The sequence below is a fragment of the Petrocella sp. FN5 genome (assembly GCF_029210395.1).
Classification (GTDB): domain Bacteria; phylum Bacillota; class Clostridia; order Lachnospirales; family Vallitaleaceae; genus Petrocella.
In genome coordinates, this window is record NZ_JARGDP010000034.1 from 1 (window position 1) to 17,526 (window position 17,526).

The 17,526-nt window shown below is 36.0% G+C and carries 16 protein-coding genes; 12 read left to right on the plus strand and 4 right to left on the minus strand.

Annotated elements, in window-relative coordinates; all coding sequences use genetic code 11:
- The first annotated feature begins 88 nt into the window (after positions 1-88).
- The 3 genes from P0N36_RS09470 to P0N36_RS09480 all read left to right on the plus strand — a co-directional run bounded on the left by P0N36_RS09470 (position 89) and on the right by P0N36_RS09480 (position 2,105).
- The gene (locus P0N36_RS09470; protein ID WP_275842601.1) at positions 89-1,123 is read left to right on the plus strand and encodes a threonine aldolase family protein; all 1,035 of its coding nucleotides are present in this window, start codon (positions 89-91) and stop codon (positions 1,121-1,123) included.
- A 49-nt stretch (positions 1,124-1,172) separates the two neighbouring features.
- Positions 1,173-1,592, plus strand: a complete 420-nt coding sequence (locus tag P0N36_RS09475; RefSeq protein ID WP_275842602.1) for a DUF3785 family protein — start codon at positions 1,173-1,175, stop codon at positions 1,590-1,592.
- 108 nt (positions 1,593-1,700) lie between these two features.
- Positions 1,701-2,105 carry a hypothetical protein gene (locus P0N36_RS09480; protein WP_275842603.1) on the plus strand — a complete coding sequence of 135 codons (405 nt, stop codon included), beginning with the start codon at positions 1,701-1,703 and terminating at the stop codon, positions 2,103-2,105.
- Positions 2,106-2,197: 92 nt separating this feature from the next.
- Here the strand turns inward: P0N36_RS09480 and P0N36_RS09485 are convergent, their stop codons facing one another.
- Entirely contained in the window at positions 2,198-2,563 is a 366-nt protein-coding gene (locus P0N36_RS09485) for a winged helix-turn-helix domain-containing protein (protein ID WP_275842604.1), read from the minus strand.
- Positions 2,564-2,605: 42 nt separating this feature from the next.
- The gene (locus tag P0N36_RS15745; RefSeq protein ID WP_442957186.1) at positions 2,606-2,926 is read right to left on the minus strand and encodes an ArsR/SmtB family transcription factor; all 321 of its coding nucleotides are present in this window, start codon (positions 2,924-2,926) and stop codon (positions 2,606-2,608) included.
- A gap of 223 nt (positions 2,927-3,149) precedes the next feature.
- On the opposite strand from P0N36_RS15745, the gene P0N36_RS09490 reads away from it, so the two are divergent.
- The 8 genes from P0N36_RS09490 to P0N36_RS09525 all read left to right on the plus strand — a co-directional run bounded on the left by P0N36_RS09490 (position 3,150) and on the right by P0N36_RS09525 (position 14,345).
- The gene (locus P0N36_RS09490; protein WP_275842605.1) at positions 3,150-3,410 is read left to right on the plus strand and encodes an SHOCT domain-containing protein; all 261 of its coding nucleotides are present in this window, start codon (positions 3,150-3,152) and stop codon (positions 3,408-3,410) included.
- Positions 3,411-3,744: 334 nt separating this feature from the next.
- The gene (locus P0N36_RS09495) at positions 3,745-5,076 is read left to right on the plus strand and encodes an NlpC/P60 family protein (RefSeq protein WP_275842606.1); all 1,332 of its coding nucleotides are present in this window, start codon (positions 3,745-3,747) and stop codon (positions 5,074-5,076) included.
- A gap of 328 nt (positions 5,077-5,404) precedes the next feature.
- On the plus strand, positions 5,405-6,274 hold the full coding sequence (locus tag P0N36_RS09500; RefSeq protein ID WP_275842607.1) for a DMT family transporter: 870 nt from the start codon (positions 5,405-5,407) through the stop codon (positions 6,272-6,274).
- A 10-nt stretch (positions 6,275-6,284) separates the two neighbouring features.
- Positions 6,285-7,025: an HAD family hydrolase gene (locus P0N36_RS09505; RefSeq protein ID WP_275842608.1), complete on the plus strand. Its 741-nt coding sequence runs from the start codon at positions 6,285-6,287 to the stop codon at positions 7,023-7,025.
- A gap of 35 nt (positions 7,026-7,060) precedes the next feature.
- Positions 7,061-8,854 carry a DNA helicase RecQ gene (gene recQ / locus P0N36_RS09510; protein WP_275842609.1) on the plus strand — a complete coding sequence of 598 codons (1,794 nt, stop codon included), beginning with the start codon at positions 7,061-7,063 and terminating at the stop codon, positions 8,852-8,854.
- Between the two features lie 309 nt (positions 8,855-9,163).
- On the plus strand, positions 9,164-9,997 hold the full coding sequence (locus tag P0N36_RS09515; protein ID WP_275842610.1) for a metallophosphoesterase: 834 nt from the start codon (positions 9,164-9,166) through the stop codon (positions 9,995-9,997).
- Between the two features lie 190 nt (positions 9,998-10,187).
- The gene (locus P0N36_RS09520; RefSeq protein ID WP_275842611.1) at positions 10,188-11,528 is read left to right on the plus strand and encodes a citrate/2-methylcitrate synthase; all 1,341 of its coding nucleotides are present in this window, start codon (positions 10,188-10,190) and stop codon (positions 11,526-11,528) included.
- Positions 11,529-11,804: 276 nt separating this feature from the next.
- Positions 11,805-14,345, plus strand: coding sequence for an EAL domain-containing protein (locus P0N36_RS09525; RefSeq protein ID WP_275842612.1), 2,541 nt, complete (start codon positions 11,805-11,807; stop codon positions 14,343-14,345).
- Positions 14,346-14,447: 102 nt separating this feature from the next.
- On the opposite strand, the gene P0N36_RS09530 is transcribed toward P0N36_RS09525, so the two are convergent.
- Positions 14,448-15,062 (minus strand): hypothetical protein, encoded by a 615-nt coding sequence (locus tag P0N36_RS09530; RefSeq protein ID WP_275842613.1) that lies wholly within the window; start codon positions 15,060-15,062, stop codon positions 14,448-14,450.
- Between the two features lie 172 nt (positions 15,063-15,234).
- Here P0N36_RS09530 and P0N36_RS09535 point away from each other — a divergent pair, with 172 nt between their 5' ends.
- Positions 15,235-16,158: a tetratricopeptide repeat protein gene (locus P0N36_RS09535; RefSeq protein WP_275842614.1), complete on the plus strand. Its 924-nt coding sequence runs from the start codon at positions 15,235-15,237 to the stop codon at positions 16,156-16,158.
- On the opposite strand, the gene P0N36_RS09540 is transcribed toward P0N36_RS09535, so the two are convergent.
- Complete coding sequence (locus P0N36_RS09540; protein ID WP_275842615.1) at positions 16,153-17,442, minus strand: bifunctional folylpolyglutamate synthase/dihydrofolate synthase; 1,290 nt, start codon at positions 17,440-17,442, stop codon at positions 16,153-16,155. The two genes, P0N36_RS09535 and P0N36_RS09540, sit on opposite strands and share 6 nt — an antisense overlap.
- Positions 17,443-17,526: the final 84 nt, after the last annotated feature.

The following is a 17,526-nucleotide window of genomic DNA, read 5'->3' on the forward strand; positions in this document are numbered from 1 at the left end:
TAAAAGAGAATAAAGTATGAATGTAAGTCTTTTATAGCGAGAGAAATAAAGAATTACAAGAGGACTAAAAAGAATTGGAGACCATTTTATGAAGACATTTAAAAGTGACAATACAGCCAGTGTACACCCTGAAATAATGGAAGCGATTATAAAAGCCAATGAGGAGCATGCCATTCCATATGGTGACGATCCGATAACAAAAGAAGCGGTAGAAAAGATTAAGGCTTTATTCAGTAGGCCTTGTGAAGTCAGTCTGGTCCTAAATGGCACAGGCGCTAATATCATTGGATTAAGTACATTGCTTAAGTCCTATGAAGCAGTGATTTGTGTAGATACAGCCCATATAAATGTAGATGAATGTGGTGCTTTTGAACGTTATACAGGTGCTAAGTTATTAACGGTTCCTCATATAAACGGTAAATTGGTGCCTGCTGAAATAGATAAGTTCTTATTGGATATGGGAAACGAACATCATAATCAACCGAAAGTTATATCGATAAGTCAGATCACTGAGCTCGGTACACTCTATACAACTGAAGAGATAAAGACCTTAGCCGATTATGCTCATAGTCATGGTTTATTATTACATGTAGATGGTGCTAGGATTGCTAATGGGGCAGTTGCGCTTGGTGTAAGTTTAGATGAGATGATTGGAAAAACAGATGTTGATGTACTATCCTTTGGTGGCGCCAAAAATGGCATGATGTATGGAGAGGCTATTGTATCCTTTGATAGGACAACAAGTGATAGTTTAAAATACGTCAGAAAGCAAGGCATGCAACTTATGTCCAAGATGCGGTATATCAGTGCTCAATACATTGCTTTGTTGGAGGGTGAACTTTATCTTAGGAATGCAAGGAAAGCAAACGATGCAATGAGTAAACTTTATGAAGAGATTAAAGACATAGAAGCCCTTGCATTCATGAACATCCCTTACGGGAATATGATGTTTGTGAAAATGCCTCAGATATGGATTGACAAGCTCCTCACTACTTTCTATTTCTATCAGATGACATGGGAAGAAGATGGAGGCATGATTAGGTTGGTTACGTCTTTTGATACAAGCCTAGAAGAAGTAGAAAATCTAATCAAAGCAATAAAAGAACTTAGTCAGAATAGTTAACCATGATTATAAGAATACGAGTTAGAGTGAATAGAAAGGGGTCAAAACGATGTCAAGTTATGAATGGGTTTATGAAGATAAAAAGATTATATTAGAAAGTGAAAAATGCAGTATGTTCTTGAATGACGAAGATAACCCGATTTCTGGCGTTACAGTGGAAGAAATATTAGAGCTACTTAAAGAAAGTGAGCGCGTTGAATCCTCCATGGCGTATTATGATCAGGGTTGTGAAGTCTGTCATAAGAATAAAAGTGATACGAGTCATTCATATCGATTTCTTGAATTTCATTTTTATTTATTTGCCAAGGAAGGTAAATATGTTATGAGCAGTCTTTCAAAGTCCTATGAAGATAAGACATTACCACGACTCTTAAATGAAGGCACTGTGAATGGTACTTATATTGCAAGTATTAATATTTGTGAAAACTGTGGTGATTACACTATTGACTTAGAATACGGTCTTTTTTAAAAAAAATAGCTATTAAAATGGTAACAGATAGGACACATAGTGTTCATATAGCTATGGTATTCTGGTGTTAGGAAACTGATAAATAGAATGATTTAAGAAGGTGATGAAATGAACATTAGGTCTATGGGCATTCGTGCATATGAAAGTATGTCCTTGTCACCAAAATCGGACAGGACAACACGAAGCAATAAAACTCAGGCTCAACCAGAGGGCAATGGTTCATTAATAGCGAAAGAGAATAAGCCAAACACAGATAACATGAAGGCTTCACAGATACAATCCAATCAGGTATCTGCAAATCGTGCTTTTGAACAGGGTGCAACGTTAAATAAAAGTCGAAGTGAAAGTCTTGAGATTAAGCATAGTAAGGCGACGTCAAGAGTGGGTGAAGATACTCATATTCCCGTATTCAAAAGAAATCAGATGATTTCCCATTATCAAGTTTATGCACAGAATCCTAATGAGGCTTCAGTAGTAAAAAGTATAGGTGCACAGGCAGATATTAGATTATAAAGGTCTTTTGGAAACCCTTCCACAATAAAGATAACTACATACACAAATAAAAACCATGATACATGAATATGTATCATGGTTTTTTCGAAAGTCTATTTAAGGGCTAGACCGGTTACGACAATTTTTTTATCACGAATAAGTTTGCTGATGAAATACAAAACGCTGTCTTCGCTTATTTTTAAGTGATCAGCGATTTTTGAAGGTGTGATGTCGGCATCTTGTGTGATTAACCCTATGATCTCTTTTTCGACCTCAAGAACCCAGTCTTCAAAAATAACTTGGACTTCAGGTGTAGCAAAGCCTGCCATTCTTGCGGTTGTTGTAATGCTTTCTGTCATTTGTTTGCACATGTCCATAGGGTTAAAGCCGCCACCCATCATTTTGGGCATACCTTCCATTTTACCGGCCATATCTTTGAAATCTTTACCATGATCACCACAACATTTGTTAGTATCCATTATAAGTGCCTCCATATATTCTTTGTCTATACGTTGATAGTGTCATTGCCCTTCTGACTTCTGCCAAGGTGGGCAATTAAAAGGAAGTGCGCTTGTGGCTGGGGCCACATCGGGTTGGTATTTCTCGAATTGACGAATGAGAGGAATTAAGTTTTGATCACATACGGCATTATATACAAAAGTGCCATGGCGTTGGGTTAAAACCAAGTTAGCCTCTCGAAGTATTTTTAAGTGAAAAGAGACGAGAGGCTGAGACAATCCTGTTATTTCAATGAGCTTAGAAACAGATAAAGGTTCTGATTCTAGTGCTAATAAAATCATGAGTCGGCTATGATCACTGAGGAGCTTAAAAAGTTGTGACAAGTTATCGATAGTTTCACCACCTTGTAACTTTTTTTATATGTGGTTGAGGTATCAAACCCACATCGTTAAATATTCATTTAAAACCATAAATATAGGATGGTCATATATAGTATAAATGATACTTATACAAATATCAATATATATTTATATAAGTGTTCATTGATGTAATGTTGTTTATGTGATACAATGGTTATAATATATTTAAGAAAGAGGGTGTTGAGCCATGGGACCATTTTTTTGGTGGGGTGGTATGTGGATTTTTCCGATAATAGGTGTTTCAATGATGTTACTCATGATGTATACATTTTTTGGGCCTAAAGGACTTTTTAGAAGATGTTTTGTGGATGATTCACATCATGAAATGGAAGTGAATGAATTACAGCAAATGAATAAACCGGAAGATATTTTGAACAGACGATACGCTAATGGTGAAATTACAAGAGAAGTATTTTTGCAGATGAAGCAGGATTTATATAACAGGTAGTTATGAAATCGTCTAGAAGGATGAATTATTAAAAATTTATTAACAAAAATGATAATAAATTTTTATGGTTAAAGTGTCAAAACTAAGTTTCTCAAAATTATATACAACATACAGATTACCTTGATGTATTCATAGAAATAGATTGTATGTAATCGCTTAATGATGAAGTTTGACACCTTAGCTAATTATTAAATATTTGTTAAATTTTTATTGACTTACTATTAGAATTTCTTTATAATGTTGGTTAATGAGGTGAAATGATTGAACCCTAATCTTTGATGTTTAAAAGAGAGAAAGATTCAATAAAAAAGCATTTGACTTCAAGGAGGCTAACATGTTTGGGACACCAATCAAAAAGCATTTTGTGAAAGTACTGGGAATATGTACTTTGGTAACATTGAGTTTATCAGTAGGTATCCGTGCACAGGCAGCGACACCATCGCCTTGGGCAACTCAGGAAATAGAATCTGCCATTGAGATTAATCTTATAACGGACACGCTTGTACAAGACTTTCAGAAAAAATTAACAAGAGAAGCGTATGTAGAATTGTTGGTAAAAACATATGAAGCATCAACCAACAGCATTATTGATATAGAAGCGGTACGAAACCCATTTGAAGATACAGATAAGGTTTTTATAGTAAAAGCATTTGAAGCAGGTATTGCTACAGGCATCACAGAAAAAACTTTTGTACCTGAAGCGTTAGTGACGCGAGAACAAATGGTTGTTATGATGATGCGCATGATAGAAAAAATCGAAGAAGAAAATCAAGTTAAGATTTTGACACCAACCAAAAGTACATCTGAGTTTAACGACCAGCATGCTATTTCAAGCTGGGCTAAGAAAAGCATCAATTTGGCGGTTGGTAATATGATTATTTCTGGTACAGGTGATGAGAATATCAATCCCGATGGATACAGCACATCAGAGCAAGCCATTATCATGAACTATAGAGTTTTTGAACGTATGATGGACGAGGCTCTTTTAGAAAAAGATTGGCAAGAGCGACTGGACAGTTATGAAGAAGATGATACCATTACCCTAGAAACAGCGGTAGCTAAGATTGCTTTAGCGCCCCCTACACAAATAAGGGCAATTGTAACAGCAAGTATCTTGAACCTAAGATCTGAACCGGATTTAAACAATCCAAACAATATTGTAGGAAAGCTCAGCTCCAATGAGGAAGTGACCATCATTGGTGAAATCGATGCATGGTATCAAGTGAAGTCGGCTGGTCAAATCACCGGATTTGTACATAAAGATTACATACATAAATATGATCCCAATCAACCTGTAGACGGAGTGAGAAATCAGATTGTTGCTTACGCGAAGAATTTTGTAGGCACAAGGTACCGTTATGGTGGCACCAGCTTAACAGGTGGCGTCGATTGCTCAGGTTACACCAGCCAGATATTTTCGAAATTCGGTTATGCACTTGACCGTTCTTCAAGAGGACAAGGTAGAAATGGTGTTGCAGTAGCAAGAAATCAGCTTCTTCCTGGAGATTTGGTTGTTTACGGTTATGGGGGTTCTATCTCTCATGTGGCCATATTTATTGGTAATGGCCAGATTATTCATGCTACATCCTCTTATGGGGTTAGAATTACAGCTTTAGACGGTTACATGCGCGAACCTATTATCGGTTATAGAAAAGTGATATTTTAATTATGTGTGAAAGTTCAGGTACATAGTTTTGACGCCTTAACCATCTCATAATTTGCTGTTGAAAGATATGGAAATAGGAAGTGCCTCAAATAACTTGAGGCACTTCCTATTTATTTTTTTTATACTCTAGAACTAACTCTATTTTTGCAAAGTGTCAAGGAATTCTCCCTTCGTGGAGCATTTGCAAGGTAAACGATGCAAAGCTTCATTGATCTGAAGCCATTGATTTCTATATCAACTGTTGTCATTTTTTTATGATTCAAGATGAGAAATTTAGAAAACTATGTTAAAATGATGAGAAGAAAATAGAGAAAGTATAAGGTGCATCATGAAAACATCAATTAAAGGACATATATTTGCAGTGACCACGATTACCATATGGAGTTCCACATTTATTGTGAGCAAGATTTTACTAAACCAGTTTACCCCATTACAGATTCTGGTGGTGCGTTATTTGCTAGCAATATTATTCCTAACGTTACTATATCCCAAATTCAAAAAGCCGACATCTCTTAAAGAAGAAATTCTTTTTTTGTTCATAGGTGCAGCCCTTGCTTTTTATTTTGTTTTTGAGAACACAGCACTGCAGCATACTTATTCTTCTAATGTAAGCTTAATCGTGGCGACCATACCCCTCTTGACAGGTATACTATCTATGGTTGTTTATAAAACGCATTTTTTTACATTGAAAAGTATTATTGGATTCATATTGGCCTATCTGGGTGTTTTTCTAATCATCATAAATGGTAGCAAGTTTGAAGGGGTTGAGCCAATAGGAGATTTCTTAGCCCTTGGCGCTGCAGCCATGTTTGCTATATATTCAGTTTTAATGGAAAAAACCTCAAAAGATTACCATATGATACAACTCACCAGAAAAGTATTCCTATATGGTTGGATGGTACTCTTGTTTGTTGTAGCAGTTAAAGGACAGCCGGTTACTTTCGAAGTCATTAATTATAGAATAGTTGGCAGCATGCTCTTTCTGGGGGTTGTCGCTTCTTCATTGGCTTTTATTCTGTGGAATAACGCCATTAAGGCAATTGGTCCGGTTAAGACCAACCAGTATATTTATCTTATACCGGTCGTTACAACGATTATGTCGGCATGGGTCCTTAAAGAAAAAATCACTTATATGACTTTAGTCGGAACACTGTTAATTTTAATGGGTTTGTATTTGTCGGAGAAATCTCAAGAATAGAGGAGTTAATATGGGTAAGATAGCAGCATTTTTTGATATTGACGGTACATTGTATCGAGAAGGTATGATTACGGCTATTTTTAAGAAAATGATAAAATCGGATATCATAAGTAGCGAAGTATGGTACAAGGAATTACGGGAAAAATACAATAGATGGGACAAACGCATCGGTAACTATGATGATTACTTGGTTAGAATGGCAGAAATCTATATAGAAGCCATACGAGGACTTCATAGAACACAAGTAGAATTTATTGCGAGCAAGGTCATCGAACAAAATGGAGACCGTGTATATACATATACAAGGGACCGGATTAAATGGCATAAAAACCAAGGTCATCAGATTATTACTATATCCGGTTCTCCTTTTGAGTTGGTTCGTGAAATTAGTGAAAAATTCAAATTCGATCATTATGTTGGATCGGTCTATGAGATGGACGATGAACATTATTATACAGGTGAAGTGCGTCCTATGTGGGATAGTCAGAATAAAAAAGTAGCACTTAAGCACTTGGTATCTGAATATGATATAGATCTTAGTCAATCTTATGCTTATGGTGACACTGCTGGAGATTTTGAGATGCTCAAATCTGTAGGGCATCCTGTTGCCATGAATCCGACAAAAGAATTATTACAAAAGATTGACAAAGATTTGACTGTAATAGAGAAGATAAAAATTGTAGTTGAGCGGAAAGATATGATATATCATTTAACGCCGGACTGTATTCATAGAGGTGAAAACAAAACTTAAGTTTTTAGTAAAGCAAGAGTATACGGAGGTTCCAAGTGGAAACTTATAGCAAAACAAAGACAATAGAATCATTTTTGAAAAAGTATTACGGGTATACCGATTTCAAGGAAGGACAAAAATTAGCCATAGAATGTATTATGAACAGAAAAGATGCCTTGATTTTGATGCCGACAGGTGGGGGGAAATCAATTTGCTACCAGATTCCGGCGTTGATTTTTTCAGGTGTAACCTTAGTGATATCACCACTCATATCTTTGATGAAGGATCAGGTGGATACTCTAGAAGACATGGGGATAGAAGCAACTTATATCAACAGTACCCTTGATGATGGGGAGATGGTAGATAGACTTGAAGGTATAAAGGCACAGCGTTACAAAATGATCTATATTGCTCCGGAGCGCATGGAAAGCCGTCTGATAAGAGATATCATCCGTAATAATACAATTGAATTTATTGCTATTGATGAGGCCCATTGTGTTTCTCAGTGGGGTCATGATTTTAGGCCAAGTTATAGAAATATTGCGAATATATTGAACAAACTGCCCTATAGACCGGTGATTGCTGCATTAACAGCTACGGCGACAGAACTGGTACGTGATGATATCATGGACCAGTTGTCTTTATACAAACCTGAGATTTTTGTTACCAGTTTTGATCGGAAAAATCTACACTTTTCTGTTTTGAAGGGCGTAAATAAAAAACGCTATATTGGCCAGTATGTCAAGAAAAACAGTGAAAGTTCAGGCATTATCTATTGTGGCACAAGGAAAGAAACCGAAATGCTCTACCATACCCTTGACCGTATGCATATAGCGGTTGGTATGTATCATGGTGGTATGAGTAAGGATGAACGTCGGATGCATCAAGAGCGTTTCATATATGATGATTATAAAGTTATGGTAGCCACAAATGCCTTTGGTATGGGTATTGATAAATCCAACGTCCGATATGTGATTCACCATAATATGCCGGAAAACATTGAATCCTATTATCAGGAAGCCGGACGTGCCGGCCGGGACGGAGAAAAATCAGCATGTATATTATTATACGGACCAGGTGACCAGAAGCTTAGAAGATTTTTGATCGAAGAGACACCGGATATAACGCCGGACAGAAAGAAATATCGATTTGGGCAACTACAGAAAATGGTTAACTATTGTCATATTAACACCTGTTTAAGGGTGCAGTTACTTGAACACTTTGGAGAAGAAGCAAATGAAGATATGTGTGAAGGTTGTGGTAACTGTGATGGAAAAGCTCACCGCGTAGAGATCACAACAGAAGCCCAAAAAATCATATCATGTATAATCAGAATGAAAGAGAGATATGGCGTGTCCATTGTTGCAGAAGTTCTTAAAGGTTCAAAGTCCAAGAAAGTGTTAGGAACACCACTTGAGTCACTCTCAACTTATGGCATTTTGAGAAGCTATACCTTAATACAAATCAAAGAAATGATTCATCTATTAATAGCTGAGGGTTATTTACACATGACTCAAGATGGTTATCCGGTTATAAAAGTAGCCAAAGAAGCAGAATCGATCTTGTACGGTAGTAAAAAAGTATATTCTAACCGCATAGAGATTGTAGCTATTGAGTCATCGGATCAACTCTTTGACCGATTGAAAGCTCTTAGAAAAATAATTGCAGTTAAAACGAAATTACCACCCTATACTATTTTTCACGATAAGACATTGAAAGCAATGGCCAGTCAAAAGCCTAAAGACAAGGTGAGTTTAATGGCGATAAGCGGTGTTGGTGAAAGTAAGATAAGAAAATACGGTGACCAATTCTTGAAAGTAATAGAGGATTACATAGACAACAACGGTTGAACATTATGAACATTATTCAAATTTAATAAAAAAATAGATATTTTGTATTGACTATTTATGAGTATAGTGTATTATATTAAATGTAAGAATGAGTTACCTCTTACGTATTAAATACTCTCCCCCTCATCCTTTACAAGCACCTTTTTAGGTGCTTATTTTTTTGTGAAAAATCAATAGAACCCCATATTGTATCAAAAGAAGTCCCATATTCAAAGGGATTGCGCCGATTTCTTGTCTTTCAAAAGTTTGCATTTTTGTATCATATATGGGATAATTATCCGAATCAATATTTTGAATGAGGTGAACAAGATGAAAGGTCGAAAAAATTTCAAAAGATGGATAGGTATTATTCTTACAATCTGTTTATTTATACTTGTCTTTTGGAATCAACCGATTTATAGATATTACAAAATAGACGGTAAACAAGAGATATTTGATCTAAAAGTTATTTTAATATCCGATTTGCATAGTAGCACTTATGGAACAGGACAGAGAAGATTAATGAATATGATAACAGAAGAAGCGCCGGACATGATTTGGATAACTGGAGATCTGATGGATGAATATAGATCTATTCAAGGTGCAGTTGAATTTCTTGAGGGTATAAAAGATGAATGCCCAATTTACTATGTTTCCGGTAATCATGAATATTGGCATGATGATCCCGAGTTGGTATTTGAAACGATTAAAGCCTATGGTGTGATGATTTTAGAAAATGAATCCGTAACCCTTAATATACGGGATAATGAAATCACAATAACAGGTGTAATCGATCCGGATGCTACTTTAGCGTATAGTGGTAAAGAGGCTTTAATTAGATCATTAAGTCAGGTTGAAGATATGGACAGTCAAACCGGCTATAGGGTACTGCTTAGCCATCGTCCGGAGCACATAGAAGTATATGAAAGCTACGGCTTTGATCTTGTTGTAAGTGGTCATACCCATGGTGGTCAAGTTAGAATACCTTTTTTGATAAATGGTTTATATGCTCCGAACCAAGGCTTCATGCCTAAATATGCAGGTGGCTATTATGCCTATACAAAAGATACGGATTTAATCGTAAGTCGAGGTCTTTCATTTAACCCTAGATTGCCAAGGGTCTTTAATCCACCGGAAGTTGTTGTCATTGAATGGTATGATTAGGGTGTCAAAACTATATTGTATGTGAATTTAGTGAAACTTAGTTTTGACCCTTTAAACATGGTATTAACAAGTCAAGTTTGATTTTTCTTTCGTATAGTGATAGAATAGATTCAGATACGTACGTTAACACACTGATGAATGAAAAGACTTGTTTTTATATGGCTATAATTATGAATGGAAGGATGATATTGTGGATAGAATAAAAAAATGGAGTGAGATGGCAATAGCCTGTAATTTAGTAGAAAGAGAGCTCTATACAAGATTTGAAGTTAAAAGAGGGCTTAGAGATATTAGTGGTAAAGGTGTTTTAGCCGGCTTAACAAGAATCGGTGAAGTTCACTCATATATTATTGACGAAGGCGAAACGGTACCGGTTCCTGGAAGATTGATTTATAGAGGGATTGATATTGAGGATTTGGTAGATGGCTTTTTAAGAGATAGACGGCACGGTTATGAAGAAACTGTATATTTGCTTCTGTTTGGTGAGCTTCCAAATGTAGATGAGCTTCGAGTCTTTAAAGAACAATTACTTGAATACCGCATATTACCAAGTTTTTTTGTAAATGATATGATTATGAAATCACCGAGTAAAGACATCATGAATGTGCTTGCAAGATCTGTTTTGAGTCTTTATAGCTATGATGAGGATCCGGACAATATTTCGGTAGACAATATATTAAAACAAAGCATGCAACTTATATCTCAGTTGCCATTATTAGCTGTGTACGGCTATCAGGCCTATGCACATTATCATGGTAACACAAGTTTATTTATACATAGTCCTCATAAGGATTTGGGTATCGCTGAAAATATTTTATACATGTTAAGACCAGATAATAAATTCACCCCTCTTGAAGCGGAACTGTTAGATTTGTCATTGGTTTTACACGCTGAGCATGGTGGTGGTAACAATTCCACTTTTACAACACATGTCGTGAGTTCTTCCGGGACAGACACCTATTCGGCGATTTCAGCAGCCATAGGTTCACTAAAAGGGCCAAGGCATGGTGGTGCTAACATTAAGGTTACAGCTATGTTTGAGGACATTAAGAAGAATGTTAAAGACTGGAAAGATGAAGGACAAGTGATAGACTATCTTGAAAAGTTGGTAAATAAAGAAGCTTTTGACAAAACAGGATTGGTTTATGGTATAGGTCATGCGGTTTATTCTGTGTCAGACCCAAGAGCGGTTATATTTAAGAATTATGTTCAAACGCTGGCCCAAGAGAAGGGTCTTGAAGCAGAATTTGAGCTGTTTGACATAGTGGAAAGACTGGCCCCTTCTATTATCGAGAAGCATAGAAAGATGTATAAAGGTGTGTCAATTAATGTAGATTTTTACTCCGGTTTTGTTTATAGGATGCTTGGCATACCAGAAGAATTATATACACCCTTGTTTGCAGTATCCAGGGTGTCCGGTTGGTGTGCCCATCGAATTGAAGAAATTGTAAATAAGGGGAAAATCATACGACCAGCATATAAAAGTGTGGCGCCTAAGGTGACATATGTTCCTCTAGGTCAACGAAAATAGAGTTATACAAATGATGGTGCTTTGGTATCATCATTTTTTTTGACGAAAAATACCCATAAAAGATGAGTTGTCTAAATAGGTTAACAGGATGTAAAAATAAAAATTTAAGACAATAAAGTTAAGATTGTGGTATAATAGTATTGGAACATAATTTTATTTAAGTGACATTTTGATGAAAGCATGCGCATAAAAACAGAGTTGTTTTTATATCATGTTTTTTTATATATTAGAGAGTAACATTAACTAAATTATGGAGGATGGAATGGAGGTGAAACAATGATTAATGTACATCATAGAGCGATATTGTGTGTGGGAAAATCTATAAATCAGCTTTTAAGTTTGGAGAAACTATTGAGTCTGAATTTTGGACAGGAGTACGTTATTGAAATGGCTGAGAACTCTAGCGAAGCTATGGATATTATAGGGACACTCTTTGACATTAATATAGAGACAAGTGTGCTCATCACAGATTACATGGTGGGTGATATGAATGGTCTTGAATTGATACATACAGTTAAGCGAAAGCACCAAGGTATTAAGATGATTCTAATGGCAAATAAAATGGACATCGACTTTGCTCAAAGAATCATCAACCATAGCGATGTTTATAATATTATAAAGAAACCCTGGGATGATGACAGTCTTGTTCAATTGGTAAAAGATGCATGTCATCAATACGATACGGACATGGAATTAAGTGGCCTTATGAGCCGATTAAGAGTGTCTGAGCAGCAAAAAAGTCTGATTTTGGAAAGTATTTCTGAATCAATCATCTATGTTAACTTAGATTATGAAATACAATGGAAAAACAGTATTGCAGATCGGGATCTGCTTATATGGAAGGCATCCGGTCTTTGCTATAAGGAGATATACGGACTTAAAGAAAACTGTCCGGATTGCCCCATGGACCAAGTGTTGACAACAAAAAAACCTTATAAATTTGAAAGAAAATTCGAGGATGACACTTATAAACTCATACGCTATTTTCCAGTATTTGATCAAGTGGGTCAACCGATTGGTATGGTTTTGACACTACTGGATATTACGGAGCAAAAAAGAGCGGAGGGTATGAGTGCCTCATTGCTTGAGATGTCAAAACATATTAATGTATCAGAATCTGTTATAGAGATGTATAAAAAGGCGCATATGTACCTAAAAAGGTATTTTGAGCTTAGACTGATGTGTATTGCCGGTGAGGACTTTGATGCCTCTTATATTGAGTTTTATGGTGAAGGCGAAAAAAGCTTTGACCAGAAACAAATTGAAACACTTTTAAAATCTTTGAGAAACATCATAAAAAAGAATCTTAATGAAGATTACATTATTATGAATAACAATATGGGCACAGTAGTGGCATATCCTATGAATGACAAAATAATGCTTGTTGTGATTAAACAATGGATTGAAACCAATGAAGTTGCCCTAAAATACATTAATACGATAGCGGAACAAGTCAAAAGTGGGATTACTAAAATTAATAACACCAAAAAAATCACATATCAAGCCAAACATGATTCCAATACAGGTTTGTATAATAGAGAATATTTCATCGAACAGCTTAAAGCTAGATTAAACAACCAAAGAGAGATTATGAATCCGCAAAATCGTTCGATTGCTTTAATTGACTTAAACTATTTCAAGGAAGTCAATGACAATTATAGCCATGTCGTTGGGGATGATGTTTTAAGAGAAATTGGACACAGACTACAAAACTCAGTTAGAGACGGAGATGTTGTCGCTAGAATGGGTGGAGATGAGTTTGCTATACTTTTCCTTAACCACGACCGCAGAGAAATCGTGAAATTGATAAAGCGCCTTCAAAAAGAAATTGCCATGCCTATTAAGGTGGATGACTTAAGTATAAGTGTGAGCTCAAGCATCGGAATTGTGGACAATATATCCAAATATAATGACTATAATATACTACTTAAAGAAGCAGACCAAGCGATGTATGAAGCAAAAAAAGATAAGAGTGGTAGTGGGCGGTACATCTTCTATGAAAAATCTATTCAGAAGAAGGTTGAACGTCATAATAGTATTGAGTTATCTCTTAGAACGGCGGATTTTGATGATGAAATGGGTCTTCTATATCAACCGATTATAGACCTTAAGACCATGAGAATTATTGGATTTGAAGGTTTTTTGAGATGGCGTTCTTTAAACGGTTTTAATTATTCACCCAAAGAGTTCATACCCATCGCAGACGAAAGTGACGAGATCTTAGAGATTGGACATATGGTTATGAAGCTGGCATTAAAAGCTGTCAAACGTATAAAAGAGGAAACCGGACAAGGTTGCTTTATCTCTGTAAATCTAACAACCAAGGAATTGATGAATGAAAAACATATTGATGGTCTTAAGAAATCGATTGTTGAAAACGGCATCCATTCCAATGAAATACAAATTGATATAACGGACCGTTTCAAAAATAATCAAATCGGCCTAATTTCAAAAAATATTAATGAACTTAAAGACTTTGGTGTTCATGTTAACTTAGATGACTTTGGAACGGGTTATGCGTCTCTGGTCATATTGAATAAAATGGATATAAATGAAATTAAGATTGATGCATCATATATACGTAAAATTAGATTTGAACCAGATGCATATAAAATGGTCAAAACCATGATTAACTTAGCAAAAAGTATGGAAATATCCGTAACGGCCGAAGGTGTGGAGAAGAAAGAAGAACTAGATTTACTATGTGAGCTGGGTTGTGATTACGCTCAGGGCTATTACTTCTCAAAACCGGTAACCTTAGATGAAGCCATCGAACTTAGAAGAGAATCCGTAAGCCTATATGGCATAAGAAGTTAAGGCCAATAAGAATCCCCATGGATCTAAGAATTGTACCCATTAGTTGGATAAATAACCAGCTTTAAGAGTGCAGTTCATAGGTTATCCTGGGGATTCCTAATATTATATAAGCTTATCAAGATGATACTTAGATAAGACGCCTTTATGAATAACAATCGTCATAAGCCAATAAGCAGGTGCAACTAAAAAAAAGAGTGTGAGCACAGAAAAAGCAGTGGTAAAGACAAGGGCAATTATAGTGATGACACATATCAAAGAAGCTAAGAGATGTTTGTTGGCCAGTAAAAAACCATATTTCATAAGAAGTTTTAAGGTCATCTGGGTCTCGCCAAGTAAAGCATATGAATAAGTCATGGTAATTATAATTTCAAAAAGTAAGAACAAATAGATGGGTAGGAGAATGATGATGTCGATATAACCGCTCCACACACTCCATATATTGAGCAAGGCCAGACCATATAATAAAAATGTCATCAAAGTCAATCCGAGGCTTCGGATTATTTTCTTTTGAAATACTGAAAAATAAGTCTTCAGGGTGTAGCCTTCTTCTAGAATGACAACATGATAGATGCCGTGAAAGAGTCCGGCGCTCGCAAGTGGAAAAAGAAATCCAAAAGAGAGGACACTCGTAAAGAGCCATAAAAGATTAAGTAAAACCATATCAAAAACCATCGTACCATATTTGTGAAAGGGGCTATCTAAGGAAAAAAAGTTCATAGACGATCTCCTTTTTTCTCGTGAATACAGTTATAAGTTACTCTCAATCATTATAACAGCATTGCCCAATGATTGTAAGGAAAAATAATCAAACGCTTAAGAAAAAATGTGATAGAATAAAGCGTAGTGATACTATAGAAATAGTTTTGAAGAATATTAACTGAGGACGAATATGAAAGAATACCATAGAGACAATATGATTCTCATTGCAAGACAACATTATGATAAAGGTGAACTTCTTAAAGCGAAGAGCTTATACGAAAAAGCATTAAGCGCAGGCATTAGAGATACAGAATGGATGTTGGAGTTAGCACTTCTTTACGATGAACTAGAGGCCTACGATCAGGCTATGGATATATATGAAAAAGTCATTGCTCTTGATCCACAAGAAGCAGTAGCATATTATGGTATTGCCATACTATATGACCACTTAGATGATTTTGATAAGGCAATCCCTTATTATGAAAAAGCCATATCTTATGACCCGACTTTTTTAAGAGCGCATTTTTTCTTGGCTTACGCATATGACCAAATCGGAAAAAGTGAACTGGCCATTCGCCATTACCAGAAAGCACTGGAAATTGACGATAATGATTTTTGGAGTCTAGTTAATCTCAGTGCCCTTTATGAAGAAGAAGGTGAGTATGTGTTGTCGGAAGAACTCATTAATAAGGCAGCATTGATAGAACCGGATCATTACATGGTACTCTTTAATCAAGGCGTTTTGGCCATGCGTAGACAGCAGAATAAGGTAGCTATGGACTGTTTTAACAAGGCCATTGTTGAAGAACCTTCATACGGATATGCCTATTTAAATAAAGGGGTTATTTTAAGGGATATGGGCATGTTGGAGGAAGCGATTAAAGTCTTTAGCCTAGGTATGAAGCATTGTGAAGATGGTGTCTACTTGGCTTATAATAGAGCTTGTTGCTATTTAAAACAAAATAATATAACAGCTTGTGAAAATGAGCTGTTAAAAATACTCTCGGAATATCCGGAGATGTCAACTTACATATCAGAGGATAAGGAATTAGAGCATCTGATAACAAAATCACCCCGAATCAAGACGGTACTGAAACAGAACGAACAGTTATAGATTTTCTTCTAACCAGGCTTTAGCAGGATAGGCCAAATATAAAGAACCGGTAATGAGAAGAATACTATCCTGATTCAATAGACTTAGACCTTTTTCAATGGCTTTTTCAAAAGGATCAATCCATTCTAGGTTTGAGTTTTGGGGTAAATCCAAGTCATCTAAGGTCATAGCACGCGGACTAAGTGGTGAAGTCATAATTACTTTCTGGCTAAAAGCGTCGACTAGGTTCAACATGGCCTTATAGTTTTTATCTTTAAGTATGCCAATTACAGTAATTATAGTTTTGTGTTTGCAATAAGTTTCTAAGATTTCTTTTACAGCCAATAGACCATGAGGATTATGACCACCGTCTAATAAGATCATGGGGCGATAGGAAATCCATTCATTACGACAAGTCCAATGGGTATTAGCAATACCGGATTTTACCGCTGCATCTGGTATGGACCATTTTTTTTTGAGTTCATGGATGGCCAGTAGAGCTGTTGCAATATTAATTTCCTGATGTTTGCCAATCATAGTGGTTGATAGACCCTTATATGCAAAAAAAGGCGTTTGGATATTAAACAACTTTTTCTTGAAACTGTTAAAAAGCAGAGACACTTGTATGAGACTTTCATCTAGCAGGTATAGATAGGTATCCACTTCCTTAACTTTTTTGGTAACTTCTATTACAACTTCTATCGGATTAGGCGCCATGATAACGGGGGCATCAGCTTTGATGATCCCAGCTTTATGGGCAGCAATAGCCTCAAGGGAAGAACCAAGATAGGCTTCATGATCATAAGAAATTGGGGTAATGATGGTCATCAATGGTTTATCAAAGACATTGGTAGCGTCATACGTACCACCCATGCCGACTTCAATTATGATGAAATCATGTTTTTTATGACTAAAATGAACAAGAGCAATAGCAACAAGACATTCGAATAGGGTAGGATGGTTAAGGTGATCGTCTACCATACAGTTACAGGCTTGAAGCACCATATCCGTACTTTTGGCAAAATCAGACTCTGAGATGACACCTTCATAATCCTCAATGAGTTCTTTGTAATCCAGTATATGGGGTGATAGAAAAGTACCAACCTTATAATCAGCATGGGTTAAAATGTTTTGAAGATACTTTGCTGTAGAACCTTTGCCATTCGTCCCGGCAATATGAATGACAGGTAAAGTGTTTTGAGGTGAATCTAAATAAGTCATAAGATGAAGACTGTTATTATGATCAGGACGATATTGGGCAACTTCTATATTTTTCAGGGCATTTAAACTATCTTGATAGGTCATGACATTCTCCTTTTGAAATAGTAGCGTCATAGCTTTGACGCCTTAACCATTTTATCATATACAAAAAAAAGCTAAAACACAATA

What these genes read in the sequence shown, in the direction of transcription:
- P0N36_RS09470 (WP_275842601.1), top strand. Translation starts at nt 89, where the DNA reads ATGAAGACATTTAAAAGTGACAATACAGCCAGTGTACACCCTGAAATA.
- P0N36_RS09475 (WP_275842602.1), top strand. Translation starts at nt 1,173, where the DNA reads ATGTCAAGTTATGAATGGGTTTATGAAGATAAAAAGATTATATTAGAA.
- P0N36_RS09480 (WP_275842603.1), top strand. Translation starts at nt 1,701, where the DNA reads ATGAACATTAGGTCTATGGGCATTCGTGCATATGAAAGTATGTCCTTG.
- P0N36_RS09485 (WP_275842604.1), bottom strand. Translation starts at nt 2,563, where the DNA reads ATGGATACTAACAAATGTTGTGGTGATCATGGTAAAGATTTCAAAGAT.
- P0N36_RS09490 (WP_275842605.1), top strand. Translation starts at nt 3,150, where the DNA reads ATGGGACCATTTTTTTGGTGGGGTGGTATGTGGATTTTTCCGATAATA.
- P0N36_RS09495 (WP_275842606.1), top strand. Translation starts at nt 3,745, where the DNA reads ATGTTTGGGACACCAATCAAAAAGCATTTTGTGAAAGTACTGGGAATA.
- P0N36_RS09500 (WP_275842607.1), top strand. Translation starts at nt 5,405, where the DNA reads ATGAAAACATCAATTAAAGGACATATATTTGCAGTGACCACGATTACC.
- P0N36_RS09505 (WP_275842608.1), top strand. Translation starts at nt 6,285, where the DNA reads ATGGGTAAGATAGCAGCATTTTTTGATATTGACGGTACATTGTATCGA.
- P0N36_RS09515 (WP_275842610.1), top strand. Translation starts at nt 9,164, where the DNA reads ATGAAAGGTCGAAAAAATTTCAAAAGATGGATAGGTATTATTCTTACA.
- P0N36_RS09525 (WP_275842612.1), top strand. Translation starts at nt 11,805, where the DNA reads ATGATTAATGTACATCATAGAGCGATATTGTGTGTGGGAAAATCTATA.
- P0N36_RS09530 (WP_275842613.1), bottom strand. Translation starts at nt 15,062, where the DNA reads ATGAACTTTTTTTCCTTAGATAGCCCCTTTCACAAATATGGTACGATG.
- P0N36_RS09535 (WP_275842614.1), top strand. Translation starts at nt 15,235, where the DNA reads ATGAAAGAATACCATAGAGACAATATGATTCTCATTGCAAGACAACAT.
- P0N36_RS09540 (WP_275842615.1), bottom strand. Translation starts at nt 17,442, where the DNA reads ATGACCTATCAAGATAGTTTAAATGCCCTGAAAAATATAGAAGTTGCC.